The organism is Haloactinospora alba (assembly GCF_006717075.1).
GTDB lineage: Bacteria > Actinomycetota > Actinomycetes > Streptosporangiales > Streptosporangiaceae > Haloactinospora > Haloactinospora alba.
The window spans coordinates 3722153-3747254 of sequence record NZ_VFQC01000001.1 but is presented as its reverse complement, the minus strand read 5'-3'; the positions used below and the strand labels follow the sequence as shown (position 1 = coordinate 3747254).

At 71.5% G+C, this 25102-nt stretch carries 26 protein-coding genes and 3 pseudogenes; 13 read left to right on the top strand and 16 right to left on the bottom strand.

Annotated elements, in window-relative coordinates; translation table 11 throughout:
* Positions 1–262: 262 nt before the first annotated feature.
* From FHX37_RS24145 to FHX37_RS24135, 3 genes and pseudogenes are all read right to left on the bottom strand, one after another.
* Positions 263–487: an SDR family oxidoreductase gene (locus FHX37_RS24145; protein WP_141924818.1), complete on the bottom strand. Its 225-nt coding sequence runs from the start codon at positions 485–487 to the stop codon at positions 263–265.
* A 4-nt stretch (positions 488–491) separates the two neighbouring features.
* Positions 492–584: pseudogene (locus FHX37_RS24140) on the bottom strand (SDR family oxidoreductase); the annotation flags it as partial.
* Positions 585–606: 22 nt separating this feature from the next.
* Positions 607–1071 (bottom strand): annotated as a pseudogene (locus tag FHX37_RS24135) (SDR family NAD(P)-dependent oxidoreductase); the annotation flags it as partial.
* Between the two features lie 935 nt (positions 1072–2006).
* Here FHX37_RS24135 and FHX37_RS17000 point away from each other — a divergent pair.
* The 3 genes from FHX37_RS17000 (at position 2007) to FHX37_RS16990 (ending at position 5702) form a co-directional block, all read left to right on the top strand.
* Positions 2007–3359 (top strand): uracil-xanthine permease family protein, encoded by a 1353-nt coding sequence (locus FHX37_RS17000; protein ID WP_211351859.1) that lies wholly within the window; start codon positions 2007–2009, stop codon positions 3357–3359.
* 205 nt (positions 3360–3564) lie between these two features.
* Positions 3565–4995 (top strand): amidohydrolase family protein, encoded by a 1431-nt coding sequence (locus tag FHX37_RS16995; RefSeq protein ID WP_246062330.1) that lies wholly within the window; start codon positions 3565–3567, stop codon positions 4993–4995.
* Positions 4992–5702 (top strand): sulfite exporter TauE/SafE family protein, encoded by a 711-nt coding sequence (locus tag FHX37_RS16990; protein WP_141924816.1) that lies wholly within the window; start codon positions 4992–4994, stop codon positions 5700–5702. Before FHX37_RS16995 ends, FHX37_RS16990 begins: the two co-directional genes overlap by 4 nt.
* On the opposite strand, the gene FHX37_RS16985 is transcribed toward FHX37_RS16990, so the two are convergent.
* Positions 5686–6711: a LacI family DNA-binding transcriptional regulator gene (locus FHX37_RS16985; RefSeq protein WP_141924815.1), complete on the bottom strand. Its 1026-nt coding sequence runs from the start codon at positions 6709–6711 to the stop codon at positions 5686–5688. The two genes, FHX37_RS16990 and FHX37_RS16985, sit on opposite strands and share 17 nt — an antisense overlap.
* A gap of 327 nt (positions 6712–7038) precedes the next feature.
* Between FHX37_RS16985 and FHX37_RS16980 the strand changes: the two genes are divergently transcribed.
* Complete coding sequence (locus FHX37_RS16980; RefSeq protein WP_141924814.1) at positions 7039–7413, top strand: cupin domain-containing protein; 375 nt, start codon at positions 7039–7041, stop codon at positions 7411–7413.
* Between the two features lie 134 nt (positions 7414–7547).
* On the opposite strand, the gene FHX37_RS16975 is transcribed toward FHX37_RS16980, so the two are convergent.
* Positions 7548–7991 carry a DoxX family protein gene (locus FHX37_RS16975; protein ID WP_141924813.1) on the bottom strand — a complete coding sequence of 148 codons (444 nt, stop codon included), beginning with the start codon at positions 7989–7991 and terminating at the stop codon, positions 7548–7550.
* Positions 7992–8102: 111 nt separating this feature from the next.
* Here FHX37_RS16975 and FHX37_RS16970 point away from each other — a divergent pair, with 111 nt between their 5' ends.
* From FHX37_RS16970 to FHX37_RS16960, 3 genes are all read left to right on the top strand, one after another.
* The gene (locus FHX37_RS16970; RefSeq protein ID WP_141924812.1) at positions 8103–8690 is read left to right on the top strand and encodes a MarR family winged helix-turn-helix transcriptional regulator; all 588 of its coding nucleotides are present in this window, start codon (positions 8103–8105) and stop codon (positions 8688–8690) included.
* Between the two features lie 107 nt (positions 8691–8797).
* Entirely contained in the window at positions 8798–9340 is a 543-nt protein-coding gene (locus tag FHX37_RS16965) for an MOSC domain-containing protein (RefSeq protein ID WP_141924811.1), read from the top strand.
* 178 nt (positions 9341–9518) lie between these two features.
* Positions 9519–10331, top strand: coding sequence for an SAM-dependent methyltransferase (locus FHX37_RS16960; RefSeq protein WP_141924810.1), 813 nt, complete (start codon positions 9519–9521; stop codon positions 10329–10331).
* 11 nt (positions 10332–10342) lie between these two features.
* Here FHX37_RS16960 and FHX37_RS16955 read toward each other — a convergent pair whose 3' ends face one another.
* The 3 genes from FHX37_RS16955 to FHX37_RS16945 all read right to left on the bottom strand — a co-directional run bounded on the left by FHX37_RS16955 (position 10343) and on the right by FHX37_RS16945 (position 12018).
* On the bottom strand, positions 10343–10720 hold the full coding sequence (locus FHX37_RS16955) for a hypothetical protein (protein WP_141924809.1): 378 nt from the start codon (positions 10718–10720) through the stop codon (positions 10343–10345).
* Positions 10721–10846: 126 nt separating this feature from the next.
* Positions 10847–11596, bottom strand: coding sequence for an SDR family NAD(P)-dependent oxidoreductase (locus FHX37_RS16950; RefSeq protein ID WP_141924808.1), 750 nt, complete (start codon positions 11594–11596; stop codon positions 10847–10849).
* Positions 11593–12018 carry a VOC family protein gene (locus tag FHX37_RS16945; protein ID WP_141924807.1) on the bottom strand — a complete coding sequence of 142 codons (426 nt, stop codon included), beginning with the start codon at positions 12016–12018 and terminating at the stop codon, positions 11593–11595. Before FHX37_RS16945 ends, FHX37_RS16950 begins: the two co-directional genes overlap by 4 nt.
* A gap of 76 nt (positions 12019–12094) precedes the next feature.
* Here FHX37_RS16945 and FHX37_RS16940 point away from each other — a divergent pair, with 76 nt between their 5' ends.
* Complete coding sequence (locus FHX37_RS16940) at positions 12095–12802, top strand: GntR family transcriptional regulator (RefSeq protein WP_141924806.1); 708 nt, start codon at positions 12095–12097, stop codon at positions 12800–12802.
* Positions 12803–12851: 49 nt separating this feature from the next.
* On the opposite strand, the gene FHX37_RS16935 is transcribed toward FHX37_RS16940, so the two are convergent.
* Positions 12852–13475 carry a TetR/AcrR family transcriptional regulator gene (locus FHX37_RS16935; RefSeq protein WP_141924805.1) on the bottom strand — a complete coding sequence of 208 codons (624 nt, stop codon included), beginning with the start codon at positions 13473–13475 and terminating at the stop codon, positions 12852–12854.
* Positions 13476–13590: 115 nt separating this feature from the next.
* Between FHX37_RS16935 and FHX37_RS16930 the strand changes: the two genes are divergently transcribed.
* The 3 genes from FHX37_RS16930 to FHX37_RS16920 all read left to right on the top strand — a co-directional run bounded on the left by FHX37_RS16930 (position 13591) and on the right by FHX37_RS16920 (position 16531).
* Positions 13591–14496: an ABC transporter permease gene (locus tag FHX37_RS16930; protein WP_141924804.1), complete on the top strand. Its 906-nt coding sequence runs from the start codon at positions 13591–13593 to the stop codon at positions 14494–14496.
* Positions 14483–15301, top strand: a complete 819-nt coding sequence (locus tag FHX37_RS16925; protein WP_141924803.1) for an ABC transporter ATP-binding protein — start codon at positions 14483–14485, stop codon at positions 15299–15301. Before FHX37_RS16930 ends, FHX37_RS16925 begins: the two co-directional genes overlap by 14 nt.
* Positions 15302–15574: 273 nt before the next feature.
* A complete protein-coding gene (locus FHX37_RS16920; protein ID WP_246062329.1) occupies positions 15575–16531 on the top strand; it encodes a mechanosensitive ion channel family protein in 957 nt (318 codons plus the stop codon).
* A 15-nt stretch (positions 16532–16546) separates the two neighbouring features.
* On the opposite strand, the gene FHX37_RS16915 is transcribed toward FHX37_RS16920, so the two are convergent.
* Both FHX37_RS16915 and FHX37_RS16910 read right to left on the bottom strand, forming a co-directional pair.
* Positions 16547–17035 (bottom strand): GNAT family N-acetyltransferase, encoded by a 489-nt coding sequence (locus FHX37_RS16915; RefSeq protein ID WP_246062328.1) that lies wholly within the window; start codon positions 17033–17035, stop codon positions 16547–16549.
* Between the two features lie 86 nt (positions 17036–17121).
* The gene (locus tag FHX37_RS16910) at positions 17122–17568 is read right to left on the bottom strand and encodes a GH25 family lysozyme (RefSeq protein ID WP_141924802.1); all 447 of its coding nucleotides are present in this window, start codon (positions 17566–17568) and stop codon (positions 17122–17124) included.
* 161 nt (positions 17569–17729) lie between these two features.
* Between FHX37_RS16910 and FHX37_RS16905 the strand changes: the two genes are divergently transcribed.
* Positions 17730–18827, top strand: coding sequence for an ISAs1 family transposase (locus FHX37_RS16905; protein ID WP_141925324.1), 1098 nt, complete (start codon positions 17730–17732; stop codon positions 18825–18827).
* Here FHX37_RS16905 and FHX37_RS16900 read toward each other — a convergent pair.
* On the bottom strand, positions 18782–19321 hold the full coding sequence (locus FHX37_RS16900; RefSeq protein WP_211351858.1) for a glycoside hydrolase family 25 protein: 540 nt from the start codon (positions 19319–19321) through the stop codon (positions 18782–18784). The two genes, FHX37_RS16905 and FHX37_RS16900, sit on opposite strands and share 46 nt — an antisense overlap.
* Before the next feature lie 551 nt (positions 19322–19872).
* Here FHX37_RS16900 and FHX37_RS16895 point away from each other — a divergent pair.
* Positions 19873–20874: a DUF418 domain-containing protein gene (locus tag FHX37_RS16895; protein ID WP_141924801.1), complete on the top strand. Its 1002-nt coding sequence runs from the start codon at positions 19873–19875 to the stop codon at positions 20872–20874.
* A gap of 48 nt (positions 20875–20922) precedes the next feature.
* On the opposite strand, the pseudogene FHX37_RS23695 reads toward FHX37_RS16895, so the two are convergent.
* The 4 genes and pseudogenes from FHX37_RS23695 to FHX37_RS16870 all read right to left on the bottom strand — a co-directional run bounded on the left by FHX37_RS23695 (position 20923) and on the right by FHX37_RS16870 (position 25081).
* Positions 20923–22475, bottom strand: a pseudogene (locus tag FHX37_RS23695) (serine hydrolase domain-containing protein).
* Between the two features lie 190 nt (positions 22476–22665).
* On the bottom strand, positions 22666–23331 hold the full coding sequence (locus FHX37_RS16880; RefSeq protein ID WP_141924798.1) for a bifunctional 4-hydroxy-2-oxoglutarate aldolase/2-dehydro-3-deoxy-phosphogluconate aldolase: 666 nt from the start codon (positions 23329–23331) through the stop codon (positions 22666–22668).
* Positions 23316–24062 (bottom strand): IclR family transcriptional regulator, encoded by a 747-nt coding sequence (locus tag FHX37_RS16875; protein ID WP_141924797.1) that lies wholly within the window; start codon positions 24060–24062, stop codon positions 23316–23318. Before FHX37_RS16875 ends, FHX37_RS16880 begins: the two co-directional genes overlap by 16 nt.
* Before the next feature lie 11 nt (positions 24063–24073).
* A complete protein-coding gene (locus FHX37_RS16870; RefSeq protein ID WP_281288307.1) occupies positions 24074–25081 on the bottom strand; it encodes a sugar kinase in 1008 nt (335 codons plus the stop codon).
* Between the last annotated feature and the right edge of the window lie 21 nt (positions 25082–25102).

Sequence of the window (25102 nt, the reverse complement as noted above, 5' to 3'; positions counted from 1 at the left end):
ACGCTTTTCCGTTTTTCCGAACCCCGTTGGATTCTTTCGTTCGCTGGTGCTCTGATCCGTGTTCCGGGTGTTTCCGGAATGCCGGTGCGGGGGTGTGAAATCAGCGTAGTGGTGTTCGGAGTCATCAGGGGCGGTCTGGGATGACCGGTCGGGAGCTCTTCCCTGCGCCTCTGCTGCGTCCCGCGCTTCTCCGTGCTATCGATCCTGGAACGACTGCTACCTCGGGGCGAAGAGCAGGCCGGTGGAAAGGGGCGTTCCGCTCTCATGGTCGTCCATGCGGTGAGAGGGAGAGCAACGCCGATCCTGTCGACAGTCCACCGTCCACGAGAATGGTCTGTCCGGTCAGGCTCCGGGACTCTTCCGAGGCCAGGAACAGGACGACGGAGCAGAGGTCCTCGGCGGGGACGAGCTTTCCCGTGGGGTGCGGCTCTGGTTGTGGTGTCCCGCAGCTTGTCCGCCTCCGGAAACCGGTCGATGATCGGGCCATCCACGAAGCTGGCGGAGGCCGTGTTCGCCCTGATGCCGCGTGTGGCGCACTCGCTTGCGATATAGCGTGTGTACGCTTCGACCGCTGCCTTCGCCACGCCCAGGCTTCGCGTAGTTACCGATCACGAACCGCGCGCCGATGGGCGACATGTTGACGATCGTGCCGCCGCCTCGGCTGGTCATCAGGGGAAACGCCTCCTGGCAACACCATCGGAGGCCGTGGAAGCTCGTGTTGAGAGCGCGGTCCCACTCTTTCTCCGTGAGCGCGTCCACTGGACGGAACGATCCGACGGCGGCATTGTTGACCAGGACATCGAGACCGCCGTGCCGTTCGCGGATCGATTCGAACATCCAACGGACGTCGTCCTGTTTCGCCACGGACGCGCGTGCCAGCTCCGCTGAGTACCCGGAGTCCGTGATCTCCGCAAGCGTCGAATCGGCCCCGGACTTGGCATGGAACCAGTTGATGATGACATGTGCTCCGCGTTCGGCGAAGCTCTTGGCTATCAGGCGCCCGATTCCCCGTGCCGCGCCGGTGACCAGTACGGTTCGGCCCTCGAACTGTCCGTCGTGTGTTCCGGTCATCGTGTTTCCCATCGACGAGGCGGACCAGTGGGATACGGCAGTGTTGTTCGGTGATGACAGGAGTGAATTGTGGGCGACTGTGGTTCTTGTGCTTCGCCGGGCAGTTCGTTTCCCTCTCTCCGGAACTGCGGGTGCTTCTCTTGGGTGAGCGATCCATCGGGAGGTTCATCTTGTCGAGAATATTCTTTTCCTGATGGTCCTCTGGTTTTCGTTTTCCGGTCGGGTGATTTTATTCTAGCACGGATCCCTGTCAAAAACAATACTTCTGTTTTTGTGCCGAATCCATCCGGTTGTTTTTGTTGGTTGGCGTGTGGTTTTTGGTTCTGTTGTTGGGTTTGCGGTCGGTGTTGTGTGCGATGCTATTTTTCTTCGGTGTGGTTGTATGGTTTTATTTTGAAGTTCGGATATTTCAGGTGACGATTGGAAATATTCTTCCCTCTGTGATTCAAGTCCGTCCTATTTCCGTGTGGCGTCTGCTTTCCATTGGGTTTTGTATTTTTCTTCTTCCTGTGTTAGTCGGCGGGTGCCGTGGGGCCGGAACACGGGTGCTCCTCCATGGCGGGCGGTCCGCACCGAGTCGCTGAAGTGTGGCCTGGCCGTCGCCGGGTGGTCCAGCGCGCGCCTTCGTCTGGGGCCTCTGGCACGGCTGCGGTGCGGTGGGTGCCGTCCGCGTTGTTCACCGGATCGCGTCGCACGCGCTCGGGGTGCGACTGACGGGGGTGTCCCGGGCTGGGCGCTGGTTTCCCCAGGTTCCGGGGAGCCCCTCCCGCGGTCGGAACCGGGCGTCGGGTCCCTTTCCCCTCCTTGACGTGGGGGTGAGGGCTGCCACATACTTACCAAATCGATTTGGCCAAATCGATTTGTCGCAGAACAGGACGCTATCGGAAGGTCAGTTTCCCAGCGCCCCTGGCGCGAGCCGAACGGAGGGCTCGACCATGACCACCGGAACCACCTCCGCAACCCCCCATCCCGTCGACCAGTACCGCCCCCTGCACCGGATGCTCCTCTTCGGCCTCCAGCACGTCCTGGTCATGGCCGCCACTCCCATCTCCAGTGTCTTCCTCGTCAGCGCCACGCTCGGCCTGGACACCGACCTCACCGTCAACCTCCTGTCGGCCGCCTTCCTCCTCTCCGGGCTGGGATCCCTGCTGCAGTCGCTGGGCCCGTGGAAGCTCGGGGCGCGGCTGCCCTTCGTGATGCTGCCGGGCGGCGCGCCCCTCGTGCTGTTCCTGGCCATCGCCGAGCAGCACGGTCCGCGGACCGCCACCGGCGCGGTACTGATCACCGGAGTCTTCTACTTCGTCGTGCTCCCCCTCTTCTCCCGCCTGCTGCGCTTCTTCCCGAGGCTCGTCATCGGGACGATGATCACCATCGTGGGCGTGAACCTCGTGAAAGTGGGCGCGCTCCTGGTCACCGGAGAGCCGGGAACCGCCGAGTTCGGCGACCCGCGCAACCTCCTGCTCGGCATGGCCACCATCGGCTTCACCGTGCTGCTCTACCTGGTCTTCTCCGGGGTGCTGCGCCAGCTCGCGGTGATGCTGGGCATGGCGGCGGGAACAGCGCTGGCGTTCGCGCTCGGCGCCGTGGGCACCGCCCCGGGAGGTTCGGGCGGGCTCCTGCAGGTGCCCCAGCCCCTCCCGTTCGGCGCCCCCGAGTTCAGCCTCATGGCGTCCCTGCCGCTGCTGATCTACAGCCTCGCCTCCATGGCCGAGGCCACCGGCCAGACCGTCATCAACGCCGAGACCGTCGGCAAGGAGGTCGACGCGCGCCGCGACGCCCCCAAGACCATCCGCGGCGACGCGATCGTCTCGCTGTCCGGCGGGGTCTTCGGACTCCCCCTCATGGTCACCAGCGGAGAGAACATCGGCATCGTCCGGGTGACCGGGGTGCGCAGCCGCTTCGTCACCGTGGCCGCCGGCCTCATCCTGATCCTCATCGGTTTCTGCGCCCCCGTCACCGGCCTCATCAGCACCATCCCCTCGGCCGTGGTCGGCGGGACGGCGATGGTGGTCTTCGGCGTCATCACCGTGCTGGGCGTCCAGACACTCGCCCGCGCCGACCTGGACGACCACACCAACACCTTCATCGCGGCCGTGGCCCTCTCCCTGGGACTGCTCCCGATCCTCGTCCCGGACGTGTACGCGAACTTCCCCGACAACGCGCGGATACTGCTGGAGAGCGGCGTCGCGGTGGGCGCGATCACCGCCGCCGTGCTGAACGCCCTCTTCCACCACGTCCGCCCCCGTCTGGCCTCCCGGAGAACCCCCACGCCGGCGGCGGAGGTCTAGGTCCTGTTTTCGGACGCTTGTCCTGCTGCGCGCCGCTCCGGCACACCGCCCGGCGGTGTTCCCGCCGGTCGGCGGAGGGTCCGCTCCGCCTCCCTGACCGGCCGTGCCGGGCGGCACCGGAGGCGCCGCCCGCGACGAACAGCGCCCAAAAACAGGACCTAGACGCCGTCACCGGTATCCAGCGACGCGGCAACCAGAAAGAAGGATGATGCACACCCTGAACCCCGAATCCCTGGAAGACGGAACCCGCCTTCTGCTTCCGGAACTCCTCCTGCTGCCGGAGGGGCCGGTGCGCGACCACGCCGTGGTCGTGGCCGACGGCCGCTTCCACGCGGTCGGGCCGGCGCGGCTGTTGTGCGACCGCTACCCCCACCTGAGCCCGGTTCCCCTCCACGGCCAGCTGCTCATGCCCGGCTTCGTCGACGCGCACCACCACCTCACCCAGAGCTTCGGCACCTCCCTGGCGTTCGGGGAACCCTCCGAGATCTTCCGCCGCGTGTGGCTGCCGCTGGAGGGTGCCCTCGACGAGGAGAGCGCCTACCTCGCGGCGAAACTCGCCTGCCTGGAGGCGCTTCGGGGAGGTTTCACCACCGTCACCGACGCCGGCACCCGGGCACCGGTGGACACCGACGTTCTCGCGGCGGCCGCGCGGGACACCGGAATCCGGTGCGTCCTGGGGCTCGTCTGCAACGACCTGTCCCCGGAGGGCAAGACCGCCGTGGACACCGGAACGGTCCTCGCCGGAGCGGAGAAGCACCTCTCCCGCTACACCGGTGCGGACCTCGTCCACCCCACCCTGGCGGTCTCCATCCCGGAGGTCGCCACGGAGCGGACGCTGCGCACCACCGGCCGGATGGCGGCCGAGGCGGGCACGGTGGTGCAGGTCCACGTCAACGAGCACCTGGCGGCGGTCGAACGTTCCCTGGTCCAGCACGGGATGCGCCCGCTGGAGTACCTGCACGCGGTGGGGGCGGTGGGCCCGCAGCTGCTCGCCGCGCACGCCACGCTGCTCACCCCGGGCGAGCTGGGACTGCTGCGCGACAGCGGAGCCGCGGTCAGCTACAACCCGGTCGCCAGCGCGTGGAAGGGGAACGCGGTGGCGCGGGCCGGCGCCATGGCCGAACAGGGCATCCGGTTCGGCCTGGGCACCGACGGAACACGCGGGGACGCGTTCCGGCTGGTCGACGCCGCCGAGTTCGCCCAGCGCCTCACCCACGGGCTCGCCGACGGCGACCCCTCCTGCGGGGGCGGATGGACCTGGCTGGACCACGGGACGCGGCTCTCCGCGGAGGCGGTCGGCCTGGGCGGGGCCACGGGCGAGGTCGTAGAGGGCAGAGCGGCCGACTTCCTGCTGCTCGACATCACCGGACCGGAGATGCGCCCGTCCTGGGACACACCGTGGGAGCTGGTCCGGCTCGCCGGGCGGGACCAGATCACCGCCACCGTCGTCGCCGGCCGGCTGTGCCTGTGGCGGGGATGGCCGCGCTCCTGGGACGGGCCGGAGCTGGTGGAGCGGGCCGCCGAGGTCGGGCAGCGGGTGGTGGAGGAGGCGCCCATCACCCGTACCCACCCGGTGTCCACACACCACCGCCCCTTCCGCGGGCGAGCGTCCGAGAGCCGGGGGGAGCGAGCATGAGCGCGAGCGCGCTGCTTCTCCTGGCCGCCGTGGTCGCCGTGGCGGCGTTCGTGCAGGGGGCGAGCGGTCTGGGGTTCGCGCTCATCGTGGCGCCGGTGGCCGGCCTCCTGAACCCGGGCCTGCTGCCGGTGATGCTGCTGGCGGCGATGATCCCCCTCAACCTCTACATAATGCTGCGCGAACGGGGCGCGCTGGACCTGCGCGGCGCCGCGTGGATATCGGTCGCGCGGATCGCCGCCACACCCGGCGGTTCCCTGCTGCTGCTCGTCATCCCCGAACGCCACCTGGGGATGGTGGTGGGGCTGGCCACGGTCCTGGCGGCGCTGGCCAGCGTCGCGGCCCCGGCGTTCACCCCGGGCCGGGGGGCCTACATGGGCGCGGGGGTCATCACCGGCCTCACCGAGACCACCACCGGGGTGGGCGGCCCCCCGCTCGCGCTGGTGTACCAGCACCGGCCGCCGAGCGAGCTGCGCGCCACGGTGGCGCTGTGCTTCCTCGTCGGCGAGGTCGTGTCGCTGGCGATGCTGCTCAGCACGGGGCAGGGAGGAACGGAGCTCCTGCGGCCGACGCTGCTGATCCTTCCCGCGGTGGTGGCCGGTGTGGTGGTGAGCCGGTTCGCCCACCGGTTCATCGACGCCTCCCGGATGCGGGTGTTCGTGCTCGGTTTCGCCCTGGTGTCGGGGGTGGTGCTCATGCTGGGGATGTGAGGCGCAGTGAGGACGCCCGGGGGACGAGGCGCGGCGGTGGGGTCTCGGCCGCCGCCGCGTCGTCCTCGCCGCGCAGCCGCGCCAGCAGCAGTTCCACGGCCTCGGCGGCGGCGACGTCCAGGTGCAGGTCCACCGCGGTGAGCGGGGGGTCGCAGGTCTGCGCGCGGATCCCGTTGTAGCGGGTGGCGACCATGACGTCGGACGGCACCCGCAACCCGCGGTCGGCGAGGGCGCGCATCGCCCCCACGGCGAACGCGTCCACCAGGACGCAGACGGCGTCGGTCTCGGGGTGCCGGTCCAACAGCTGTGAGCACGCCTCGTAGCCCGCCTGCTCTCCGCCGGATTCCGCGGCGGTGGTGAGCGTCTCGGCGTGGCCGCCGTCGGTGGCGCGGGAGCGGCTGTCCACGTAGGAGTGGCGCGTGCCCGAACCGGTGATGAGGGCCGGGTGGCGGGCGCCCTGCTCGCGCAGGTGCGCCAACAGCAGCTCGGCGACGGCGCCGCCGTGCAGGTCGACGTAGGGGATGCCGGGGGGTGCACCGATCTGGCGGCCGATGGTGACGAAGGGCAGCCCCCGCTCGTGGAGCTGCGCCGCCACCGGGTCGTCCTGCTCCGGTTCGACGAGGATGGCCCCGTCGACGTCGACGGACCCCACGTCGGAGGCGGAGCGGGACGGCGGCACCAGCACCAGCGAGTAGTCCTGGGTGAGGGCGTACTCCGCGGCCGCCGCCGCCACCTCCATGTAGAAACCGAGCCGGGAGGGGCCGCCGGCGACCGCGAGCGGCATGGAGGACGCGAGCGCGATGGTCCGCGCCTGCCCGGTGCGCAGCCGCTGCGCCCGCAGGTTGGGCCGGTAACCCAGTTCGGAGGCCACCCGTTTCACCCGGTCCCGGGTGTTGGGGTCCACCTTGCCCAGGCCGTTCAACGCGTGGGAGACGGTGGTCCGGGAGACGCCGGCGGCCGTGGCGACGTCCCCGATGGTGGGGCGACGGGCGGAACCGGAACTGCTCATCTGGAACGGGACTCCTCGCTCGGCCTGTGTCCCTTCCGATCCTAGGTTCTGTTCGGTGGGCACGCCGCGCGGCGGAACCGGCGCCCGTCAGGCGGAACCCGGCGCTGAGAAGAGTTCCGGGACGCGGGCCGACTGGCGGGGAGCGGTGTTCCACGGGCCCTGGTTCCCGACCGGGCCTACCCCTGTGATGAAGCGCACCGCGGGTTTACGCTGGCGGGAGAATGTCAACCCCGTGAGACTGGGCGCGGTTGCGCGCCGCCCCCCTCTCCGGCCCTGCGGAAGAGACGTTCCGCGAGGAGAGTCGGTTCGAGAAACGGGGAGGCTGCCATGCTCACAGCCACTGACCTCAGTAAGAAGTCCATGGCCGTTCCGGACGAGGTCCGCGAGTTCGACCGGGGCAGGCTGGAACTCGTCACGGTCGCCGACATGGAGTTCGCCCGGGCCGTGTTCCAGCCGGGCTGGAGGTGGTCCGAGTCGGTGCGGCCGTTGGCCGGAACGGAGAGCTGCCGCTTCCCGCACAGGCTGTTCGTGGAAGCGGGTGCGCTGCATATCCGGATGGATGACGGCGCCGAGTTGGACATCACCGCCGGTGATGTCGTGGTTATCGGTCCGGGCCACGACGCCTGGGTGACCAGCACGGAACCCTGCGTGGTGTACGAGTTCAGGGGCGAGGACTCTGACTACGCCAAGACCGCCGACTGAGACCGCGGCACGCCCGGCGCGGTCCTTCCGCCGGGCGTGCCGCAGGTCCGTGTTCGGTGCGAGCGCCGCGTTCCCGGTGGTGTCGGAACGCGGTTCCTCCTGGTGCCGCACCCGCACTCGCCCGCGGGAGCGGGCTACCCGCGTTCTCCGCGCAGCCGGGCGGCCAGGCTCGCGGTGCGGTCCCGCCGACCCCACGCGGCCACGGCACTGAGTACCAGCAGGGCCAAGGCGGCGAACGGGGGCTGGCCCAGCAGGGCCACGTCGGCGATGGCGGCGCCCACCATCACGGCCGCCAGCCCGAGGGCGGCCAGCCCGCTCAGCAGGGGGATGAGCAGCCCCACGGCGCCCGCGACCTCCAGCGCGCCGGTGAGGTACCGCAGCCACTGTCCCAGCCCGATCGTGTCGAACGTCTCCACCATCGCCGGTACACCGGCGAGCTTGGACCCGCCCGCGAAGGCGAACCCCGCGGCCAGCAGCCCCTGTACGACCCACAGGGCGATGTTCGCGGCGCGTCCCTGCCGGGAGGTCTCCTGGGAGCTCGCCGCGGCCGTCGCCGCTTCTTCCTGTTGCGCTCTCATGCCGTCCTCCTGTTGCTTCCCGATCATCAGTACGCAGAACAATAGTACGCACTGCAACTATTGTCTACGAATTTGGTGTAACGAGGAAGAAACGCGGGCTATTCTGGACGGATGAGCGACACCCCATGCCCGAGCACCGCGTGCGACGACCCGTGTCCCACCAGCCAGTGCAACGATCCGCGCGTCACCGCGATGGAGCTCCTCGTCGACGTCCAGGCCGGTGTGACCGCGCGGCTGACCCCGGTCCTCGACGCGCACGGCATCTCCGGCCACGACTTCGACGTGCTGATGCGCATCGCCCGCAGCCCCGAGTCCTCGCTGCGTATGTCCGACCTCGCCCGGCAGACCGCCTCCTCGACGAGCGGTATGACCCGGGTCGTCGACCGGCTGGAACGCCGCGGCCTGGTCGCGCGGGAGCCCCACCCGAGCGACCGGCGCGTGCACTACGTGCGGCTCCTCGACGGCGGCAGCGACAAACTCGCCGCGCTGATGCCGGAGGTGCTCGCCGCCATCGAGCACTGGTTCACCGGCCAGCTCTCCGGACAGTGCCTGGAACAGCTGCTCACCGGACTGCGCACGGTGCGCGGAGTGGTGCTGCCCGAGGCGGAGGAGGCGGACCTGGCGCGCCAGCACGCCACGTCGGGTCAGGACGAACCCTCCCGCGCCGGTGGGCTGGAGGCCGCCACCTCCGAGGAGTGACGAACGCCCGCCCGTTCGGGGGCTTCCCGCCCGCTCGTGTCCCGTGTTGGGCTGATCCCGGCGTAGCGGCCCCTTCCGGGAGCGGGCCGACGGATACGGAGGGCAGCATGAGCGCGATCGTGGCCGCGGTGAGTCTGAGCGCGGAGCACGTCTTCAGCAAGGAGAACCGGGACGGTATCCGCCTCACCGCCGGTGTGGGCGCGGTGGGCGACACGCACGCCGGTCAGACCGTCCAGCACCGCTCGCGGGTGGCGCGCGACCCCGACCAGCCCAACCTGCGGCAGGTGCACCTGATCCACGCCGAGCTCCACGACGAGCTGCGCGCCGCCGGTTTCGCCGTCGCGGCGGGCGACATGGGGGAGAACGTCACCACCCGGGGCCTGGACCTGCTCGGGCTGCCCGCCGGCACCCGGCTGTGTCTGGGCGGCGCGGCTGTCGTGGAGGTGACCGGCCTGCGCAATCCCTGCTCGCAGCTCGACCGGTTCCAACCCGGCCTCATGCGCGCGGTGCTGGGACGCGACGCGGACGGCAACGTCGTCCGCAAGGCCGGGATCATGGGCGTCGTCGTCACCGGCGGGGACGTGCGCCCCGGCGACACGGTGGGCGTGGAGCTGCCGGCGGGGGAGCGGCGCCCGCTCGAACCCGTGTGAGGCCCTGGAACGCCGCGCGAGTGTCTCGTCCCCGGGTGGGAGGAGCACGGCTGGGACCTGCTGGGCCCCTCCCGACGATCATCCGGAGGAGCCGGACCGGGGTCTGCGCTGGCCGGTTGCGGAACCGGGACCGAGGTTGTGGGGTGGATTGTCCGTCATTCCCGAGACGAGGAGAGCCATGCCGGACCACACCCCCGCCGGAGCCGAGGAAGCGGCCTCCGCCATCGACACCACGGTGCCGCACTCGGCCAGGATCTGGAACTACTGGCTCGGCGGCAAGGACAACTACCAGGTCGACCGCGACGCCGGGGAACAGTTCCGGGAGACGTTCCCCGACATCGTGGACATCGCGCGCTCCAGCCGCGCCTTCATCACGCGCGCCGTCACACACCTGGTGCGGGAGGCGGGAGTCTCCCAGTTCCTCGACGTGGGCACCGGCCTGCCGACCCAGAACAGCACCCACCAGGTCGCCCAGGCGGCCGATCCCAGCGCCCGCGTCGTCTACGTGGACAACGACCCGCTGATCCTCACCCACGCCCAGGCCCTGCTGGTGGGCAGTGAGGAGGGTGCCACCGACTACGTCCACGCCGACATCCGCGACCCCCGCGCGATCCTCGACGCCGCCGCGGCCACTCTCGACCTCACCCGCCCGGTGGCGCTGGTCCTGGTGGGCATCCTGGGCCACCTCACCGACAGCGAGGCGGCCACGGTCCTGGACCGCCTCGTCTCCGCCCTGCCGAGCGGCAGCTACCTCGTGCTCAGCGACGGGACCACCACCGACGAGGCGAACATCGCCGCGCAGGAGGAGTACAACGAGAGCGGCTCCGTGCCCTACCACCTGCGCACCCCCGAGGGGATCGACCGGTTCTTCGCCGGGCTGGAGCTGGTGGAACCGGGCGCGGTACCCACCCCGTTCTGGCGGCCCGATCCCACCGAGGTGGGAACCCCGCGCGACGTGGCCGACCGGTGCGGGGTCGCCCGCAAACCCTGATCCGGAGTCCCCTACCGGGGGTTCGGTTCGCGGGCGCCGCGGGCGCTGTAGGCGCAGAGCGCGGCCCAGCCGCCGGCGGCCGCCACGGAGACGGCGCGGGCCGCCGGGTGGGGCAGACGGCTGCCGAGCAGGACCGCGTCCCCGGCGTCGGATACCGCCCGGACGGCGACCAGCCATCGCAGCGCCGGCCCGCGCGGGGCGGCAACCATGGCGGTGCCCACCGCGACGTCGCGGAAACCGATCAGGGAGACCAGGACCCGGGTGCGCCGGTCGGTGGCACCGTCCCGGTCGGTCAGGCCGGCGGGGACGGTGACCAGCTCGGGGCGGAGCGCGGTGGCGGCGCCGAACGCCGCCGTGGCGGCACCGAGGGTGCGGGCGAGAAGCGCCAATGCGTGCTCCTTCGTCGGAAGCCCGCGTATGGACGGCGCGGGCGGGCACGTACCGGCGTCCACACTAGGCCGGACGCCGGTCTCCCCGCCAGTGCCGTGCCGGGACAGCGGCGGGGAGACCGGTGCTCACCGCAAGTGGGAGGCGCCGTTGACGTCCAGGATCGCCCCGGAGCTCCACGTCGCCTCGGGCGAGGCGAGGTAGAGCACCGCCGAAGCCACCTCGTCGGGGCCGGCGACCCGCCCGAACGGGCTCTGGGCCTCGACCTCCGCCCGCGCCGCGCCCTCGAGCCGGTGGGCGACGCTCTCGGTGGCGGTGAACCCCGGCGCGACCGAGGCCACCGCGATGCCGTACGGAGCCAGCGAGACGGCCAGGGACTGCCCCAGCGAGTGCAGTGCGGCCTTGCTGGCGCCGTAGGCGGGATGGTCCGGCTCCCCGCGGAACGCTCCCCGGGAGCCGACGTTGACGATGCGCCCCGCCGACCCTCGCGCGATCATGTCGTGGGCCGCGCAGTAGCTCACGTTCGCCGCGCCGAACAGGTTCACCCCGATGACGTGCTGCCACTCCCGTTGCCACTGCTCGTAGGAGGTATCGGGCAGGGGGTGGGGCGGGTTGGCGGCCGCGTTGTTCACGAGGACGTCCACCCCGCCGAGTGCCGCGGACGCCTCCTCCACCACCCGCCGGGCCTCCTCCGGGTGGGACAGGTCGCCGGACACCAGAGCGTGCCCGTCCCCCTCGAGTCCCTCCAGGGTGGCCGCCGCGTCGGCGGCGCGCGTCCCGTAGTGCACGGCGACCCGGTCGCCCCGCTGGGCGAACGCGTTGGCCACGGCCCTGCCGATACCTCTGGCCGCTCCGGTGACGAGTACGCCGCGGCTCATCGGGCGAACACCTGGGAGTCGTCGCCGAACGCCTTGAACTCCAACGCGTTCCCGGCGGGGTCGTGCAGGAACATGGTCCACTGCTCGCCCGGCTCGCCGGCGAAGCGGAGGTAGGGCTCGATCACGAAGTTCGTGCCGGCCGCGCGCAGCCGGTCGGCGAGTTCGTGGAAACCCTCCGGGGTCAGCAGCAGGCCGAAGTGGGGGACGGGGACGTCGTGGCCGTCGACCGGGTTCCCCGCGGGCTGCCGGGGGAAGTCCGGGGCGAGGTGGGTGACGAGCTGGTGTCCGTGGAAGTTCCAGTCCACCCAGGTCTCGGCGGAGCGGCCTTCGGCCAGTCCCAGCGTGTCTCCGTAGAACGCGCGGGCGCGGTCGAGGTCGTCCACGGGGACGGCGAGGTGGAACCGGGGCGGATGCGTTGTCACAGCGGGATACTCCAATCCTGTGGCCGGATGCGCGTCTCACATTGACCCGGTTATGTCTAAATGTCAACATTTGGACATGAGTTCTTCGGGTGGGGCAGCGGTACGCAGGGCCGGTCGGCGCGGGCTGAACCACGAGGCCGCCGACCGCATCCGGGAGGCCGTCTTCGACGGGTCGTTCGCGCCCGGCGAGGCCCTGTGCGAGGTCGACCTCGCGGCCGACCTGGACGTGAGTCGCGGTTCCGTGCGCGGCGGGTTGGCGATCCTGGAGGGCGAGGGACTGGTCCACAGCGGCTGGCACCGCCGGACCCGGGTCATCGAGCCCACCGTCACCGAGGCCAACGAACTGTACGCGGTGCGGGCCGCGCTGGACCGCCTCGCCGCGGTGACGGCGGCCGGCACCCGCACGGAGGAGGACCTGGCGGACCTGGACAGCCGGGTGGACGCCATGGCCGAGGGGCTGGAGGCCGGGGAGCCGGGCCACGTGCTGCTCGCCCGGGACATCGGGTTCCACGACGCGATCTACGACGTCGCCGGCAACGGCAGGCTCCGCTCCAGCTGGCAGGCGCTGCGCTCGCAGGTGCGGCTGTTCCAGCTCGTCCGCATCCGGCTGGGCGGCCGGCAGTACCGCCGGATCCTCGTGGACGAGCACCGGCAGCTGGTCACCCTGCTGCGCGAGCGGGATACCGGGCGGTTGGCCGCGGCAGCGGAGGAGCATGTGGACGCGGCACGCGCGGAACTGGTGCGGATGCTGGAGTCCTCCGGCGAGGACCCCGCCCAGGAGTGACCGCGGGCGGTGAACGGCGCGCGGGCGGGCCCGGAGCGGTTTTCCGGCGTCAGCTTCCCGCGCCGGAGGCGGCGATGGCGGCGGCGGCCGAGGCCGCCAGCCGGTCGAGGTAGTCCTCCGGAACGGGGGTGCGGGTCACCGCGAGCCGCCAGTACAGCGGTCCCAGCACCAGGTCGAGGGCGAGTTCGGGGTCCGTGCCGGCGGGTACCTCGCCGCGCTGGGCCGCGTTGGAGACGAGGACGCTGCTGATGTCGTGCTGGGTGTCGCGGATCGCGGCTTCCAGGGTCCGGGCGATGTCGGGGTTGCGGGCGGCCTCGGCGAGGAGGTCGGGGACGATCTGGGAGGCCAGCGGGTGGCGCAGCGCCTGGGCCGCCGTGTCGAGGAGGGCCCGGACGTCGCCGCGCAGTGTCCCCGTGTCCGGCACGGGCATGGCGTGCACGGTCACCGCGGAGACCACGTCGATGACCATGCGCAGCTTCGAGTCCCACCGCCGGTAGATGGCGGTCTTGCCGACCCCGGCCCGTTTGGCGACGGCCTCGATCGACATGCGCCCGTAGCCGACGGCGGCGAGCTCGGCGAACACCGCCCCCCGGATGGCGTTCGTGACCCCTTCCTGCAGCACGGCCGCCCCGGCGGGGGCACGGCGTGAGCTGGAGGGGTCCGGGTCTGTCATGCGGTCAGCATAGCGCAGCGACGAAACGGTTGCGTACCGTCCTCGAACGGAATACGCTTTCGTTTCGACGAAACGGTATCGTTCTGTCGTGATCGCGGGACGGAAGGCAAACGCGGTGAGCACACAGACGACAACGAGCGGCCCCGACGCCCGCGCGGAACCTTCCGCGGCGGAACTGGCGGCGCGCCACAACCTCAGCGACACCGGTGCCCGTCCCGGCATCGGGGAGTACGTCCGGCGGCTCTGGCACTACCGGGACTTCATCCGGGAGTTCGCCCACGCGCACGCCACCACCAAGTACGCCGGGGCGCGGCTGGGCCAGTTCTGGCACGTGCTGACCCCCCTGCTGAACGCCGCTGTCTACTACCTCATCTTCGGGTTGCTGCTCGGCACCGACCGCGGCGTCGAGGACTTCATCCCGTTCCTCGTCACCGGCGTCTTCGTGTTCACGTTCACCCAGTCCTCAGTGTTGCGCGGCGTGCGCGCGGTCTCCGGGAACCTCGACCTCATCCGCGCGTTGCACTTCCCCCGGGCGGCCCTGCCGCTGGCGGTGACCCTGACCCAGCTGCGGCAGATGCTGATGTCGCTGATCGTGCTGACGGTGGTCCTGCTGGCGACCGGGCAGGTTCCGCAGTGGTCGTGGCTGCTGGCGGCGCCCGCGCTGCTGCTCCAGTCGCTGTTCAACGCCGGGCTCGCGCTGGCGTTCGCCCGGCTCGGCAGCGCGATAGCCGACCTGGCGCAGCTGATGCCGTTCGTCCTGCGCACCTGGATGTACGCCTCCGGGGTGATGTACAGCATCGACGTCATGGCGGCGGGAGCGCCGGCACCGGTGCACGCCCTGCTCGACGTGAACCCCACGGCGGTCTACATCGACCTGGTGCGGTTCGCCGCGATCGACAGTTTCACCGCCGCGGACCTGCCGCCCCACGCGTGGGTCACCGCCCTGGTCTGGGCACTGGTCGCCGCGGTGGGCGGGTTCGTGTACTTCTGGAGAGCGGAGAAGGACTATGGCCACGCCTGAACACGACGCCGTCCTGCCGGCGGGCGCCCCCCGGCAGGACGGGGAGAGCTCGCCCACGGTCGTCCTGGACGAGGTGCACGTCCGCTACCGCACCCGCCCCACGGGGCCCAGCGGCGGGGGTGCCGCGGCGGCGTTGTCCCGGATGCTGCGGCGGCCGTCCGCCGAACGCTCCTCCCACGTGCACGCGGTGCGCGGGGTCAGCCTCACCGCCTACCGGGGGGAAGCCCTCGGCCTGGTCGGGTCGAACGGCTCGGGCAAGTCCACACTGCTGCGGGCCGTGGCCGGGCTGCTCCCGCCCGACAGCGGCCGGGTCTACACCGAGGGCCAACCCTCCCTGCTGGGGGTGAACGCCGCTCTGATGCCGGACCTGAGCGGGGAGCGCAACATCGTGCTCGGCTGCCTGGCCATGGGGATGCCGCGCGAACGGGTCCGCGAGTACTACGACGACATCGTCGCCTTCTCCGGCATCAACGAGACGGGGGACTTCACCTCGCTGCCGATGCGCACCTACTCCTCGGGGATGGCGGCCCGCCTGCGGTTCGCCATCGCCTCCTGCGCGAACCACGACGTGCTGATGATCGACGAGGCGCTGGCGACCGGGGACCGTTCCTTCCGGCAGAAGTCCCAGGAACGCATCCGGGAACTGCGCGCCGACGCCAGCACGGTCTTCCTGGTCAGCCACAGCAGTTCCGCCATCCGGGAGACCTGCGACCGGGTGGTGTGGCTCGACCACGGCCAGGTGGTGCTGGACGGGCCCACCGACGAGGTCCTGCCCGCCTACGAGGAGGCGGCGCAACGGGCGTGACCTCCCGCCGACCGCCCTGGGCACCCCTCCTCCGGCCCTCTGCCGGGGCGGACCCGTGTGAGCGGAATCATCCGGACATGGGGGAAACACCGTGTCACATCCCGGCCGGTCGGATAGATCATTCCTGGTCGGGCGGGTCGTTGCGTATGGCACCATGGCGCGACGGAGCGCGACCGGGCGCGTGGGTGAGAGTCGGCGTTACGCCCATGGAGGGCCGGCCACGGCGCGCGGCGAGACAGGGGGCGCGTTCCGAACCGAGGAAGGGAATCACTCGTGCCGACAGTCAGCATTCCACTGCCGTTAGTACTGGAGAAGGCGGCAGCGGTCGAGCAGGCGGGGCCGGTCGTCGACTGGATCACCGACAACAGCGGCGCCATGCTCGGCGGCGCCACCAGCATCATCGTGATCGTCATCCTCGCCGTGGTGGCGCGTGCGGTGGCGGGGCGACTCATCACCCAACTGGTGAGACGGATGGTGAGCTCGCGGCAGCGCCTCAGCAACACGAAGGCCGCCCGCAACGTCATAAGCCACCCGGAGAAAGCCGCCGACCCGCGCCAGGAGGCCCGCGCGGAGACGCTCAGCTCGGTGCTGCGGAGCCTGGCCTCCTTCGTGATCTACGGCATCGCGTTCGTCATGGTACTGGGAGAGGTCGGGATCAACCTCGGCCCGATCCTGGCCAGCGCCGGCGTTCTCGGTCTCGCCGTGGGCTTCGGCGCCCAGGGGCTGGTGCAGGACTTCCTGTCCGGCATGTTCATGATGGTGGAGGACCAGTACGGCGTGGGCGACGTCATCGACGTGGGCGACGCCGTCGGCACCGTCGAGGAGGTGGGCATGCGCATCACCAAGATCCGCGACCTCGACGGCGGCCTGTGGCACATCCGCAACGGCCAGATCATGCGGGTGTGCAACATGAACCAGGACTGGGCCAACGCGGTGGTGGAACTGCCGCTGGCCTACTCGGTGGACCTCTCCCGCGCCCGGGAGGTCATCGAGGAGAGCATCGCGGACTTCTCCCAGACCCCCGAGTTCGAGTCCCAGCTGCTGGACCGCCCCGAGGTCAGCGGTGTCGTCGGTATCGCCAACGGCGCGATGACCGTGCGCATCATCGCCCGCACCCGCCCCGGGGAGCAGTGGGCGCTCGGGCGTTCGCTGCGCGAGCACCTGAAACGCTCCCTCGACCGGAACGACATCGAGGTGGCGTTCCCGATGCCGTCCTTCTCCCCGTCCTGACGCTCCCCGGCGGCCTCACAGCCGCCGGTGCATGATGTGCATGCCGACGTAGCCCGCGGTGGGGTGGTGGAAACTCCCCGGCACGGTCGCCAGGACCTCGAACCCCAGGGAGCGCCACAGCGCCACCGCGCGGGTGTTGGTCTCCACGACCGCGTTGAACTGCATCGCGCGGAAGCCGTCGGCGCGCGCCTGTTCGATGACGTGCCCGCCCAGCGCGCGGCCGACGCCGCTGCCGGCCCGGGCGGGGTCCACGGCGAAGCTCGCGTTGGCGACGTGCGCCCCCGGTCCCCGCTGGGTGGGAACCAGGTAGGCCGTCCCGAGGACCGTGCCGTCCGGGTCGGTGGCTACGACGGTTCGCCCCGGCGGGGTCTTGAACCACAGCCGGCGGGCCTCGTCCTCGCCGATGTCGGTCTCCCAGCAGAACGTGTCGCCGGCGGCGGCGACGCGGCGCAGGATGGACCAGATCGCCGGCCAGTCGTCCGGTGTCGCGTCTCGGAACAGCATGCCGCCAGCATCCGGTACGCGGCACGGCGCCGCAAACCGGGCGCTGGCCCGGCGTGCGCGGCGCCGCGCCGCGGTTCCGGAGACCCTCAGCAGGGGTTCTCGTTGGAGCACTCGGCGAAGGCCGCGAGCCGTTCCCGCGAACCGTTGAACACGTTGCGGTCCACATTGCCGCTGACGCCGGGGACACTTCCCGTGGAGGTGTACTGCCAGATGGTGTGGGAGGGCCAGTTCGGCAGCGGGTAGGGGTCACTGCTCCAGCGCGCGATCCACAGCGGGTTGGTCCGGTTGAACGCGCCGGTGTCCCCGGTGCACTGCGACCACCAGCTCTGTGTGGTGTAGATGACCGGGTAGCGCCCGGACAACCGTTTCACCTCGTCGCTGAAGGCGCGGATCCAGTCCACCATCGCCGGTTGGCTCTTGCCGTAGCAGGTGGCGCCGGAGGGATTGTGCTCGATGTCGAGGGCCGGCGGCAGTGTCCGGCCGTCGCCGGACCACCCTCCGCCGTTGTTGACGAAGAAACGCGCCTGTCGCACCCCAGGGCGGTTTCAAAGTCGGGTGCGGATGATGGCGGAGCCGGTCACAGCCCTGTAGCGATCCAGAAGAAGCCCGCACACACGACAACGGAGCCCGCTAGAAGAGCAGGGACTCTCACATCTCTGACTTCCAAGGGACTCCGTTGCGCCTTCAGTCTGCCATGCCCTCGTCCGCCCTGGCCGCGTCCGCGACGCCGATCCTGCCCGCCGAGGACAGTGATCCCCGCGACCGGCGGGGACGCCGCCACCCGCTGAGCTGCGTGATCCTCACCGGTTTGTGCGCGGTGCTGGCCGGCGCCCGCTGCCTGGCCGCGATCGGCCAGTGGGCCGCCAACGCGCCCCAGCACACCCTCGCCCGGCTCGGCGCCCGCATCACCGACCCCGCCCTGGGCACCCGCCAGGCGCCCAGCCCCGCCACGATCCGCCGCGTCCTCACCGCCCTGGACCCGCAGACGCTCACCCGGCTCCACACCGCCGAGGAGATCGCGGTGCTGGTCATGGACGGCAAGAGCCTGCGCGGCTCGGCCACCCGCACCGCTGCGGCCGCCCATCTGCTCCAGGCGATGACCCCGGCCGGACGCACCGTCGCCCAGGTCCGCGTGGACGACAAGGCCAGTGAGATGGCCGCCGTGGCCGACCTGCTGGCCGACGTCGACATCACGGGGTGTGTGATCAGCGCCGATGCGCTGCACACCCAACTCGGCACTGCCCGCTGGCTCGTCGCACGCGGGGCTGAGTACCTGCTGACAGTCAAGGCGAACCAGCCCACATTGCTTTCCCAGGCCAAAGCGCTGCCCTGGGCGCAGGCGCCGGTGCTGGAGGCCGCCCGTGAGCACGCCCACGGGCGGGTCGAGGTGCGCACCGCCAAGGTGCTGACCGCACCGCGCATCGCATTTCCCCACGCCTGTCAGGTGATGCGTATTCATCGATGGGTGCGCGAGTCCTGTACGGGCAGAGTCCGGCGCAGCTACGCCTACCTGGTCACGAGCCTGCCGGCCGAAAGCGTCACGGCCGCAGAACTGGCGAGCCTGGTGCGCGGGCACTGGGGTATCGAGGCCCGCCACCACATCCGCGATGTGAGCTTGGGCGAGGACGCCTCACGGGTGCGCACAGGCAACGCTCCGCAGAACATGGCGCTGCTGCGCGATGTGGCGATCGGGGTGCTGGCAGGGCTGGGGTTCGCGAGTATCCCCGCGGCCTACCGATGGGTGAGCTACGAGTGCTTCACCCGTCCCCTTGACCTTCTCAGGCTCCCCTGACCAGCAGCTACACCCGCCACACCCGAGAATGAAATAGCCCTGTGTCGCACCCCGCCGGAATGGTTCGGCCGGGCGAAATGGTAAGCGCCGCGGATTATTCCGTTCTGGTAGGAGTTGACGTAATTCCGGTCGAACTCGCTGTCCTCGAATCCCGTGCTTTCCGTGGCTTTCATGTAGGCGAAGTCGATTCCGGAACCGGAGACGGCCGACCAGTCGATGGTGCCCTGGTGGTGGCTCACGTCGATTCCCTGGGGGCCACTGGGTGCCGCGGCGCGCGGTGGGTCGGGGGAGATCTCCCCACCCTCGTTCTCGGGAATGGTGGCGCCGGCCCACTGGGACTCGATGTCGGGGGCGCCGGGGTCGGCGGCGGCGGTCCCGGCCGTACCGGCGAACACGGCCGGAAGGGTCAGGGCGCTCGCGGCGAGCAGGCGGGTGGCGCGGGTACGTAGCCCGGTGCGCTGTGCGGGGGTGGGGCGGGGGGATGACAGAGGCACGCGATTCCTCCTTCGGTCGGCCGCGGAACGGATAGTGCGGCCGATGGGGGATCCGGAAGGGAAACAGGCCGGTATTCGTGTTTTCGCGTTGTTCTCGTTCCGGGTGTCCGAGGTGAGAGTGGGGCGGGTGGTTCGGTTCGGGTTTCCCGAGAGTGTGTTGCGCAATTGTGGATATTGCAACCGAGTGCGTTTCCCGCGTCAAACCTGGTAACCGATCTCGGTGGAATAAACGGTTTCCGCGTGACCCGGCGCTGTTCCACCGGCGCCGGGCGCGGCCCTGGTCGGCGGACGCTGTCCGTCGCGAGCGACGCTGGCCGCGCACGCGTCCGCCGGACGGGGCTCCTCGCGTTTCCGCTGACCGCCGGGGTGCTCTCCGGCATTGGGGACTCCCGAGCCGATGGGCCGGTCCCGGGAACGGCGCCCCCTTCCGGACGGTGCGTCGACGGCGACGAAAGTCGGTTCCGGGCCGCGGCACCCCCTCCTAACGGAGGGATACGGCCCGGTCCTCGTGGAGGATGCGGTGGGTCGGGTTCCGCCGGAAGGGTGGCCGTATGGTGCAAAACGCTGCCTCCCCGCGCACCCGTACCCGTGTCCGCGCGCTCGACGCGCTGCGCGGGTTCGCCCTGTGCGGGATCATCTTCGTCAACATTCCGCAGACGATGGGGATGCTGGACGTGGTGGCCAGGGAGCCGGCCGGGCTCCGACTGTTCGTGCACGGCAGCTTCTACCCGGTCTTCTACACCCTCTTCGGGGCGGGTTTCGGGATCTTCCTCAGGTCGGCGGCCGGGCGCTCCGCCCGGCCGCGGGTGTTGCTGTCGCGGCGGTTGGCCGTGCTCGCCGCCCTGGGAGCCCTGCACGTCCAGCTGCAACCGGGGGAGGTGCTGCTCCCGTTCGCGATCGCCGGTGCCGTGGTGCTGTTGCCGTTGAGCTTCGCCCCGCCCCGCCTCGCCCTCGTGGCAGGGATCGGGCTCACCCTGCTGGGCCTGGCGGCCGGTGTCGGCGGGTTCGGGCTGCTTCCGGGGCTGTTCGCGCTGGGGTTCGCCCTGGCTGAGCTGGGGGTTCCGGAGAGCCTGGGAGAGCGCCGCCGCCAGTTGGTTCTGGTGCTCGTGGTGGCTGCGGTCGCGGCCGCGGGTGCATACGGGCTGGTAGCGGCGGGAGTGCCGGAGGCGGTGGGACGGCGTGTGGGACTGGTGTACTCGTTCGCCCTGTCCACCGCCTACACGAGTGCGTTCCTGCTGGTGGCGCTGCTCCCCCGGGGCGGGGCGGTGGTGTCGGCGGCGCTGGCGCCCCTGGGGCGGATGGCCCTGACCAACTACCTCAGCGCCACACTGTTGTTCGTTCCGCTGGGGAACGCGCTGGGGCTGCCGGGGTCGCAACACTGGGGCACCGCCGCCGCGCTGGCCGCGGCCGTCCTGGCACTCCAGCTGGTATGGAGCCCGCTGTGGTTGCGAGCGTTCGGCTTCGGGCCGGCGGAGTGGGCGTGGCGCTGCGCCACGTACTGGCGGCTCCTGCCGATCCGGCGCGACGCCCCGCGTGCGGGGGCGGACCGGTGAGCTCCACCGGAACAGCGGGCCCCGGGCTCGCCCCCGGCGTCCCTACCCCTACTCGACGCTCGTGCCGCTCCTCTCACCCCGTGCGGGCCGCTGCCGGGCGAGGGTGGTGAGGCGGGCGGTGAGGACCGCCAGGGAGGCGAGCGCCGCGACACCGAGGAAGGTCAGTTCGGCGGGGATCGCGTAGAAGCGCTGGGTCCAGGTGGCGTCGCGCCCGCCCATGAGGAAGTCCGCCGCGGGTTGGAACACCGCCAGCAGCGCCGGCGGGGCCAGGTACGGGAGTAACCGGAGAGGGATCCGCCACCTCGGGCGGCACGTCCGGTTGGCCGCCCACCTCCGGCGGCGCAGCACGCCCCACACCCCGAGAGCCGCCGTGGCCACCGTGAGCGCGCCGAACACCGCGTCCACCTTCCACAGCGAGGACTCGTGCCGTTCCGGTTCCCGTCCCTCGGTCATCGCGAGCAGTCCGTCGGCCAGCGCCCACGTGTCCGCCTCGTTGAGGGCGATCCCGCTGTTGAACAGCACGGCGGCGCCGTAGCCGGTCTCGGGGACCAGGAACTGGTACGAGGAGTAGGTGGAGATCGCCCCGCCGTGCCAGACCTGCGTCGAGCGGGCCTGGTCCCCCGGGTCGGACTCGCGCTTCATCCACCCCAGGGCGTAGCTGCCGTCGTCGGCCGAGGGCGTGTGCGTCGCCTCCACCGCGTCCGCGGAGGCGACGCGTTCACCGTCGCCCGTCCGTCCCGCGTTGTTCTGCAGGACCAGCCACCGCGCCATGTCGTCGGCGGTGGACACGATCCCGCCGGAGCCGGCGCTGAAGTGCCTGGGTTCGGGCATGGGGATGCTCATCCCGTAGGCGCGGATGTGGCCCCTGGGGATGTCGGGCTCGGCGGCCCCCGCTCGCGGGTGGAGTCCATCCCCGCCGGGGTGAACACCTCCCGGTCGAGGTAGCGCGGGAACGGCGTCCCGCTCACGGTCTCCACCAGGCGCGCCGCGACCTGGTAGTTGGGGTTGTGGTAGTTCCACTCGCTCCCGGGGGCGGCGGTGAGCTCGGCGTCGCGCAGCTGCGCGACGGCCTCCTTCAGTGACTCGGGCTGCTGGGGGCGGGAGGCGACCGGGAAGGTGCTGTCGGACATGCCCGAGGTCTGGTTGAGCAGCTGACGGACGGTGATATCGGCGCCGCGCTCATCGGCGAGCCGGAACCGGGGCACGTACTCGCGCACGGGGCGGTCCAGCTCCACCTGGCCGCTGTCCACCAGCTGCATGACGGCCAGGGCGGTGAACGACTTGCTCAGCGACGCGATCCGCATCGGGGCCTCGGTGGTCAACGGGTCGCCGTTGGAGTCGTGGCCGTATCCGGCGGTGTGGACGATCTCGTCACCCTTGGTGATGGCGACGGTGGCGCCCGGCAGGCCGGTGCGTTCCAGGTGCCGCTCGACGAACCGGTCCACCTCCCCGGGGCTCGGCCGCACCTCCCGGGCGGTGGCCACCGGGCAGAAGAGCCCGAGCAGCAGGACGGTCACGCACGCGGTCACACAGCCCTCCACGCGCCACCGGCGCCGCGGCTCCTCGGCGCGTGGCCACGTCAGCGAACAGGGTAGTCGCATTGCCCTTCCTCGGTCGTTCGCGTTTTCCTCCGACGTGGCAACGCTAGGGACCGGGAGGGTCGTGGGACATCGCGCGTTCGTGCCGCGTCCACTCGCACTTTCGGGGGAGTGGGACGGGCGGCCGCTGCTGTCCGCGGGAGCGGCGGCCGGCGCGGCGGTGCGGGGAGAGCGGAAGGCCGCCCGTCCCGCGTCACCCCGGCGCGACCTCCCGCACGAGGGCGTCGAGCCCGCCCTGTTCGGTGATGGAGCGGCCCATCCCCACGCCGACGGCTCCGGCACGCAGGAAGGCGGGTGCCGTCTCGGCGGTCACGCCGCCGGTGGCGACCACACCCAACCGGGGGTAGGGGCCCGCCAGTGCGCGCACCCACTCCGGGCCGAGGGAGGAGGCGGGGAACGCCTTCACCGTGGTGACCCCCATGCGCAGGGCGTCACCGGCCTCGCTGGGGGTGGCCACCCCGGGCAGGAACGGCAGGCCGTGCCGCTCGGCGGCCCGTACCGTCTCCGGGTTCAACCCGGGCGCCACACCGAAGCGCGCCCCCGCGTCGGCGGCGCGCGCGAGCTGTTCCGGGGTGTCCACGGTTCCCGCGCCCACCGGCAGGCCGTCGGGTGCGGCGCGTACCACCGCATCCAGGGCGGGGAGGCCGCTGTCGCTCTCCAGGGTGACCTCGACGAGCCGGACCCCGGCCTCCCAGGCGCGGCGGGCGGCGGCCACGGCCCCGTCGGGCGAGGCGCCGCGCAGGATCACCACCACCGGGACGCGGGCGAACTCGGTGCCGAAGAACGCCTCCCACCCGGACAGCGGCACCCGCTGCGGCTGGTGCGCGGCGGGCCGGGTGCCGTTCACGTCTGGTTCCATCCCAACTCCTCACTGACGGCGCGGGCGGTCGCGGAAACGTCCGGGGCGAGGGCGAGCAGCCCCTCCCGGTCCACCACCATGCGGGGTACCGACACGGACACGGCGGCGGTGGCCCGCCCGGCCGCGTCGAACACCGGGGCGGCGACGCACTGGATGAACTCCTCGTGTTCGAAGTCGTCCAGCGCCCACCCGCGCTCGGCGGCGCGGGCGAGGTCCTCGTCGAGGGCGGCGCGGGTGGTGCGGGTGTTGGCGGTGTAGGACGGGAAGGGCTCCTCACCCAGCAGCCGGTCGCGTTCGTCGGTGGGGAGGCGGGCCAGGAGCGCCTTCCCGACGGCGGTGGCGTGCAGGGGAGCGGAGGCGCCGATGCGGGAGTACATCCGGATGGCGTGGCGCGACTCCACCTTGTCCACGTAGACCACCCGGGAGCCGTCGAGCGCGCTGAGGTGGACCGTGTGTCCGCACCTGTCGCCCAGTTCCCGGAGGTGACCGGACGCGGCGGCGCGCAGGTCCAGCCCTTCCAGGGCCGCCTGGGCGAGCGTGGTCATCCGCGGCCCGATCCGGTACCGGCCGTCGTCCATACGGCGCACGAACCGCTCGTCCTCGAGGGTGCGCAGCAGGCGCAGCGAGGTGGTGCGGTGCACGTCGAGCCGCCGGCCCAGCTCGCTGATGGTGGCGGGGCCGGACGCCAGCTCCACCAGGATGTGCAGGGCGCGTTCGACACTGCTGGACACGGGGCCTCCCGCTACTGGTCGCGTGGGTGCTGCCGGGCGTTGACACTGCCACACTCCCGTTGCCGACGGGAACGGGAAGCGTCCTCCCCGGCGGGCGGCGGCACGTCCCCGCGCAGTTCGAGCACGGTGCCGGCCAACCGGTTGCCCTCCGCCAGGCACGCCCCCACCTCGTCCCCGGCCAGCAGCCGGTGCAGCACCCCGGCGGCGAACGCGTCCCCGGCGCCGGTGGGTTCCACCACCGTCACGTCGGGCGCGTCCCGGTGCCACCACTGCCCCGCCCGGTGGGCGGTGGCGCCGTCGGAGCCCCGCTTCACCACGAGCAGCTCCGTGTCGGGCAGCGTGTCGCGTACCTCGGTGACGGTGCGCGCGTCCCACAGCATCTGCGCCTCGTCCAGGCCGCAGAAGACCACGTCGGCGCGTTGGGCCAGCTCGCGCAGCAGCTCCGCCTCCGCGGGGCCGTGCAGGGCCGGGCGGTAGTTGACGTCGAAGCTGCGCAGCGGGGCGTCCGCCCCGGGAACCCCGCCCGGTTCGCCCCGGTCGGGGCGGGCCGGCAGCAGTTCCTCCACCAGTCTCCGGCTGGAGTCGGACAGGACCGTGGTGATGCCGGTGGTGTGGACGAGGCGCGGCCGCTGTTGCCACACCCGGTCGGCGTCCGGCCTGTCCAGGGCGGAGGCGGCCGAGCCCTGGCGGTAGTACCGCACCCGGGTCCCGCCGGGGTCGAGCTCCTTGAGGTACAGGCCGGTGGGCCTCTCGGCGTCGGTGCGGCCGGTGACCTCGACCCCCTCGGCGGTGAGCCGCGCGCGGATGTGGCGCCCGAACGCGTCGTCACCGAGGGCGCTGTGCCAGGCCACCCGGTTCCCGGCCCGCGCCAGGTGCACGGCCACGTTGGACTCCGCGCCCCCGATGTCGCGGCGGAACGTCGCGGCGGTGTCCGGTGGCTCGGGCGGGTCGGGCACCAGGAGCGCCATGGTCTCGCCGACGCACACCGCGTCCACCGCCTGCCCGTGCTGTGTCCTCACCTGCGACCTCCCGGCAGCGGC

Bases quoted from the DNA above. Each gene is read 5' to 3' on its own strand.
- FHX37_RS16935 (WP_141924805.1), bottom strand. From the start codon at position 13,475: ATGACAGACCCGGACCCCTCCAGCTCACGCCGTGCCCCCGCCGGGGCG.
- FHX37_RS24145 (WP_141924818.1), bottom strand. From the start codon at position 487: ATGGCCCGATCATCGACCGGTTTCCGGAGGCGGACAAGCTGCGGGACA.
- FHX37_RS16995 (WP_246062330.1), top strand. From the start codon at position 3,565: ATGATGCACACCCTGAACCCCGAATCCCTGGAAGACGGAACCCGCCTT.
- FHX37_RS16950 (WP_141924808.1), bottom strand. From the start codon at position 11,596: ATGAGCCGCGGCGTACTCGTCACCGGAGCGGCCAGAGGTATCGGCAGG.
- FHX37_RS16970 (WP_141924812.1), top strand. From the start codon at position 8,103: ATGAGCGACACCCCATGCCCGAGCACCGCGTGCGACGACCCGTGTCCC.
- FHX37_RS16985 (WP_141924815.1), bottom strand. From the start codon at position 6,711: ATGAGCAGTTCCGGTTCCGCCCGTCGCCCCACCATCGGGGACGTCGCC.
- FHX37_RS16880 (WP_141924798.1), bottom strand. From the start codon at position 23,331: ATGGAACCAGACGTGAACGGCACCCGGCCCGCCGCGCACCAGCCGCAG.
- FHX37_RS16990 (WP_141924816.1), top strand. From the start codon at position 4,992: ATGAGCGCGAGCGCGCTGCTTCTCCTGGCCGCCGTGGTCGCCGTGGCG.
- FHX37_RS16965 (WP_141924811.1), top strand. From the start codon at position 8,798: ATGAGCGCGATCGTGGCCGCGGTGAGTCTGAGCGCGGAGCACGTCTTC.
- FHX37_RS16925 (WP_141924803.1), top strand. From the start codon at position 14,483: ATGGCCACGCCTGAACACGACGCCGTCCTGCCGGCGGGCGCCCCCCGG.
- FHX37_RS16895 (WP_141924801.1), top strand. From the start codon at position 19,873: ATGGTGCAAAACGCTGCCTCCCCGCGCACCCGTACCCGTGTCCGCGCG.
- FHX37_RS16905 (WP_141925324.1), top strand. From the start codon at position 17,730: ATGCCCTCGTCCGCCCTGGCCGCGTCCGCGACGCCGATCCTGCCCGCC.
- FHX37_RS16975 (WP_141924813.1), bottom strand. From the start codon at position 7,991: ATGAGAGCGCAACAGGAAGAAGCGGCGACGGCCGCGGCGAGCTCCCAG.
- FHX37_RS16980 (WP_141924814.1), top strand. From the start codon at position 7,039: ATGCTCACAGCCACTGACCTCAGTAAGAAGTCCATGGCCGTTCCGGAC.
- FHX37_RS17000 (WP_211351859.1), top strand. From the start codon at position 2,007: ATGACCACCGGAACCACCTCCGCAACCCCCCATCCCGTCGACCAGTAC.
- FHX37_RS16960 (WP_141924810.1), top strand. From the start codon at position 9,519: ATGCCGGACCACACCCCCGCCGGAGCCGAGGAAGCGGCCTCCGCCATC.
- FHX37_RS16940 (WP_141924806.1), top strand. From the start codon at position 12,095: ATGAGTTCTTCGGGTGGGGCAGCGGTACGCAGGGCCGGTCGGCGCGGG.
- FHX37_RS16915 (WP_246062328.1), bottom strand. From the start codon at position 17,035: ATGCTGTTCCGAGACGCGACACCGGACGACTGGCCGGCGATCTGGTCC.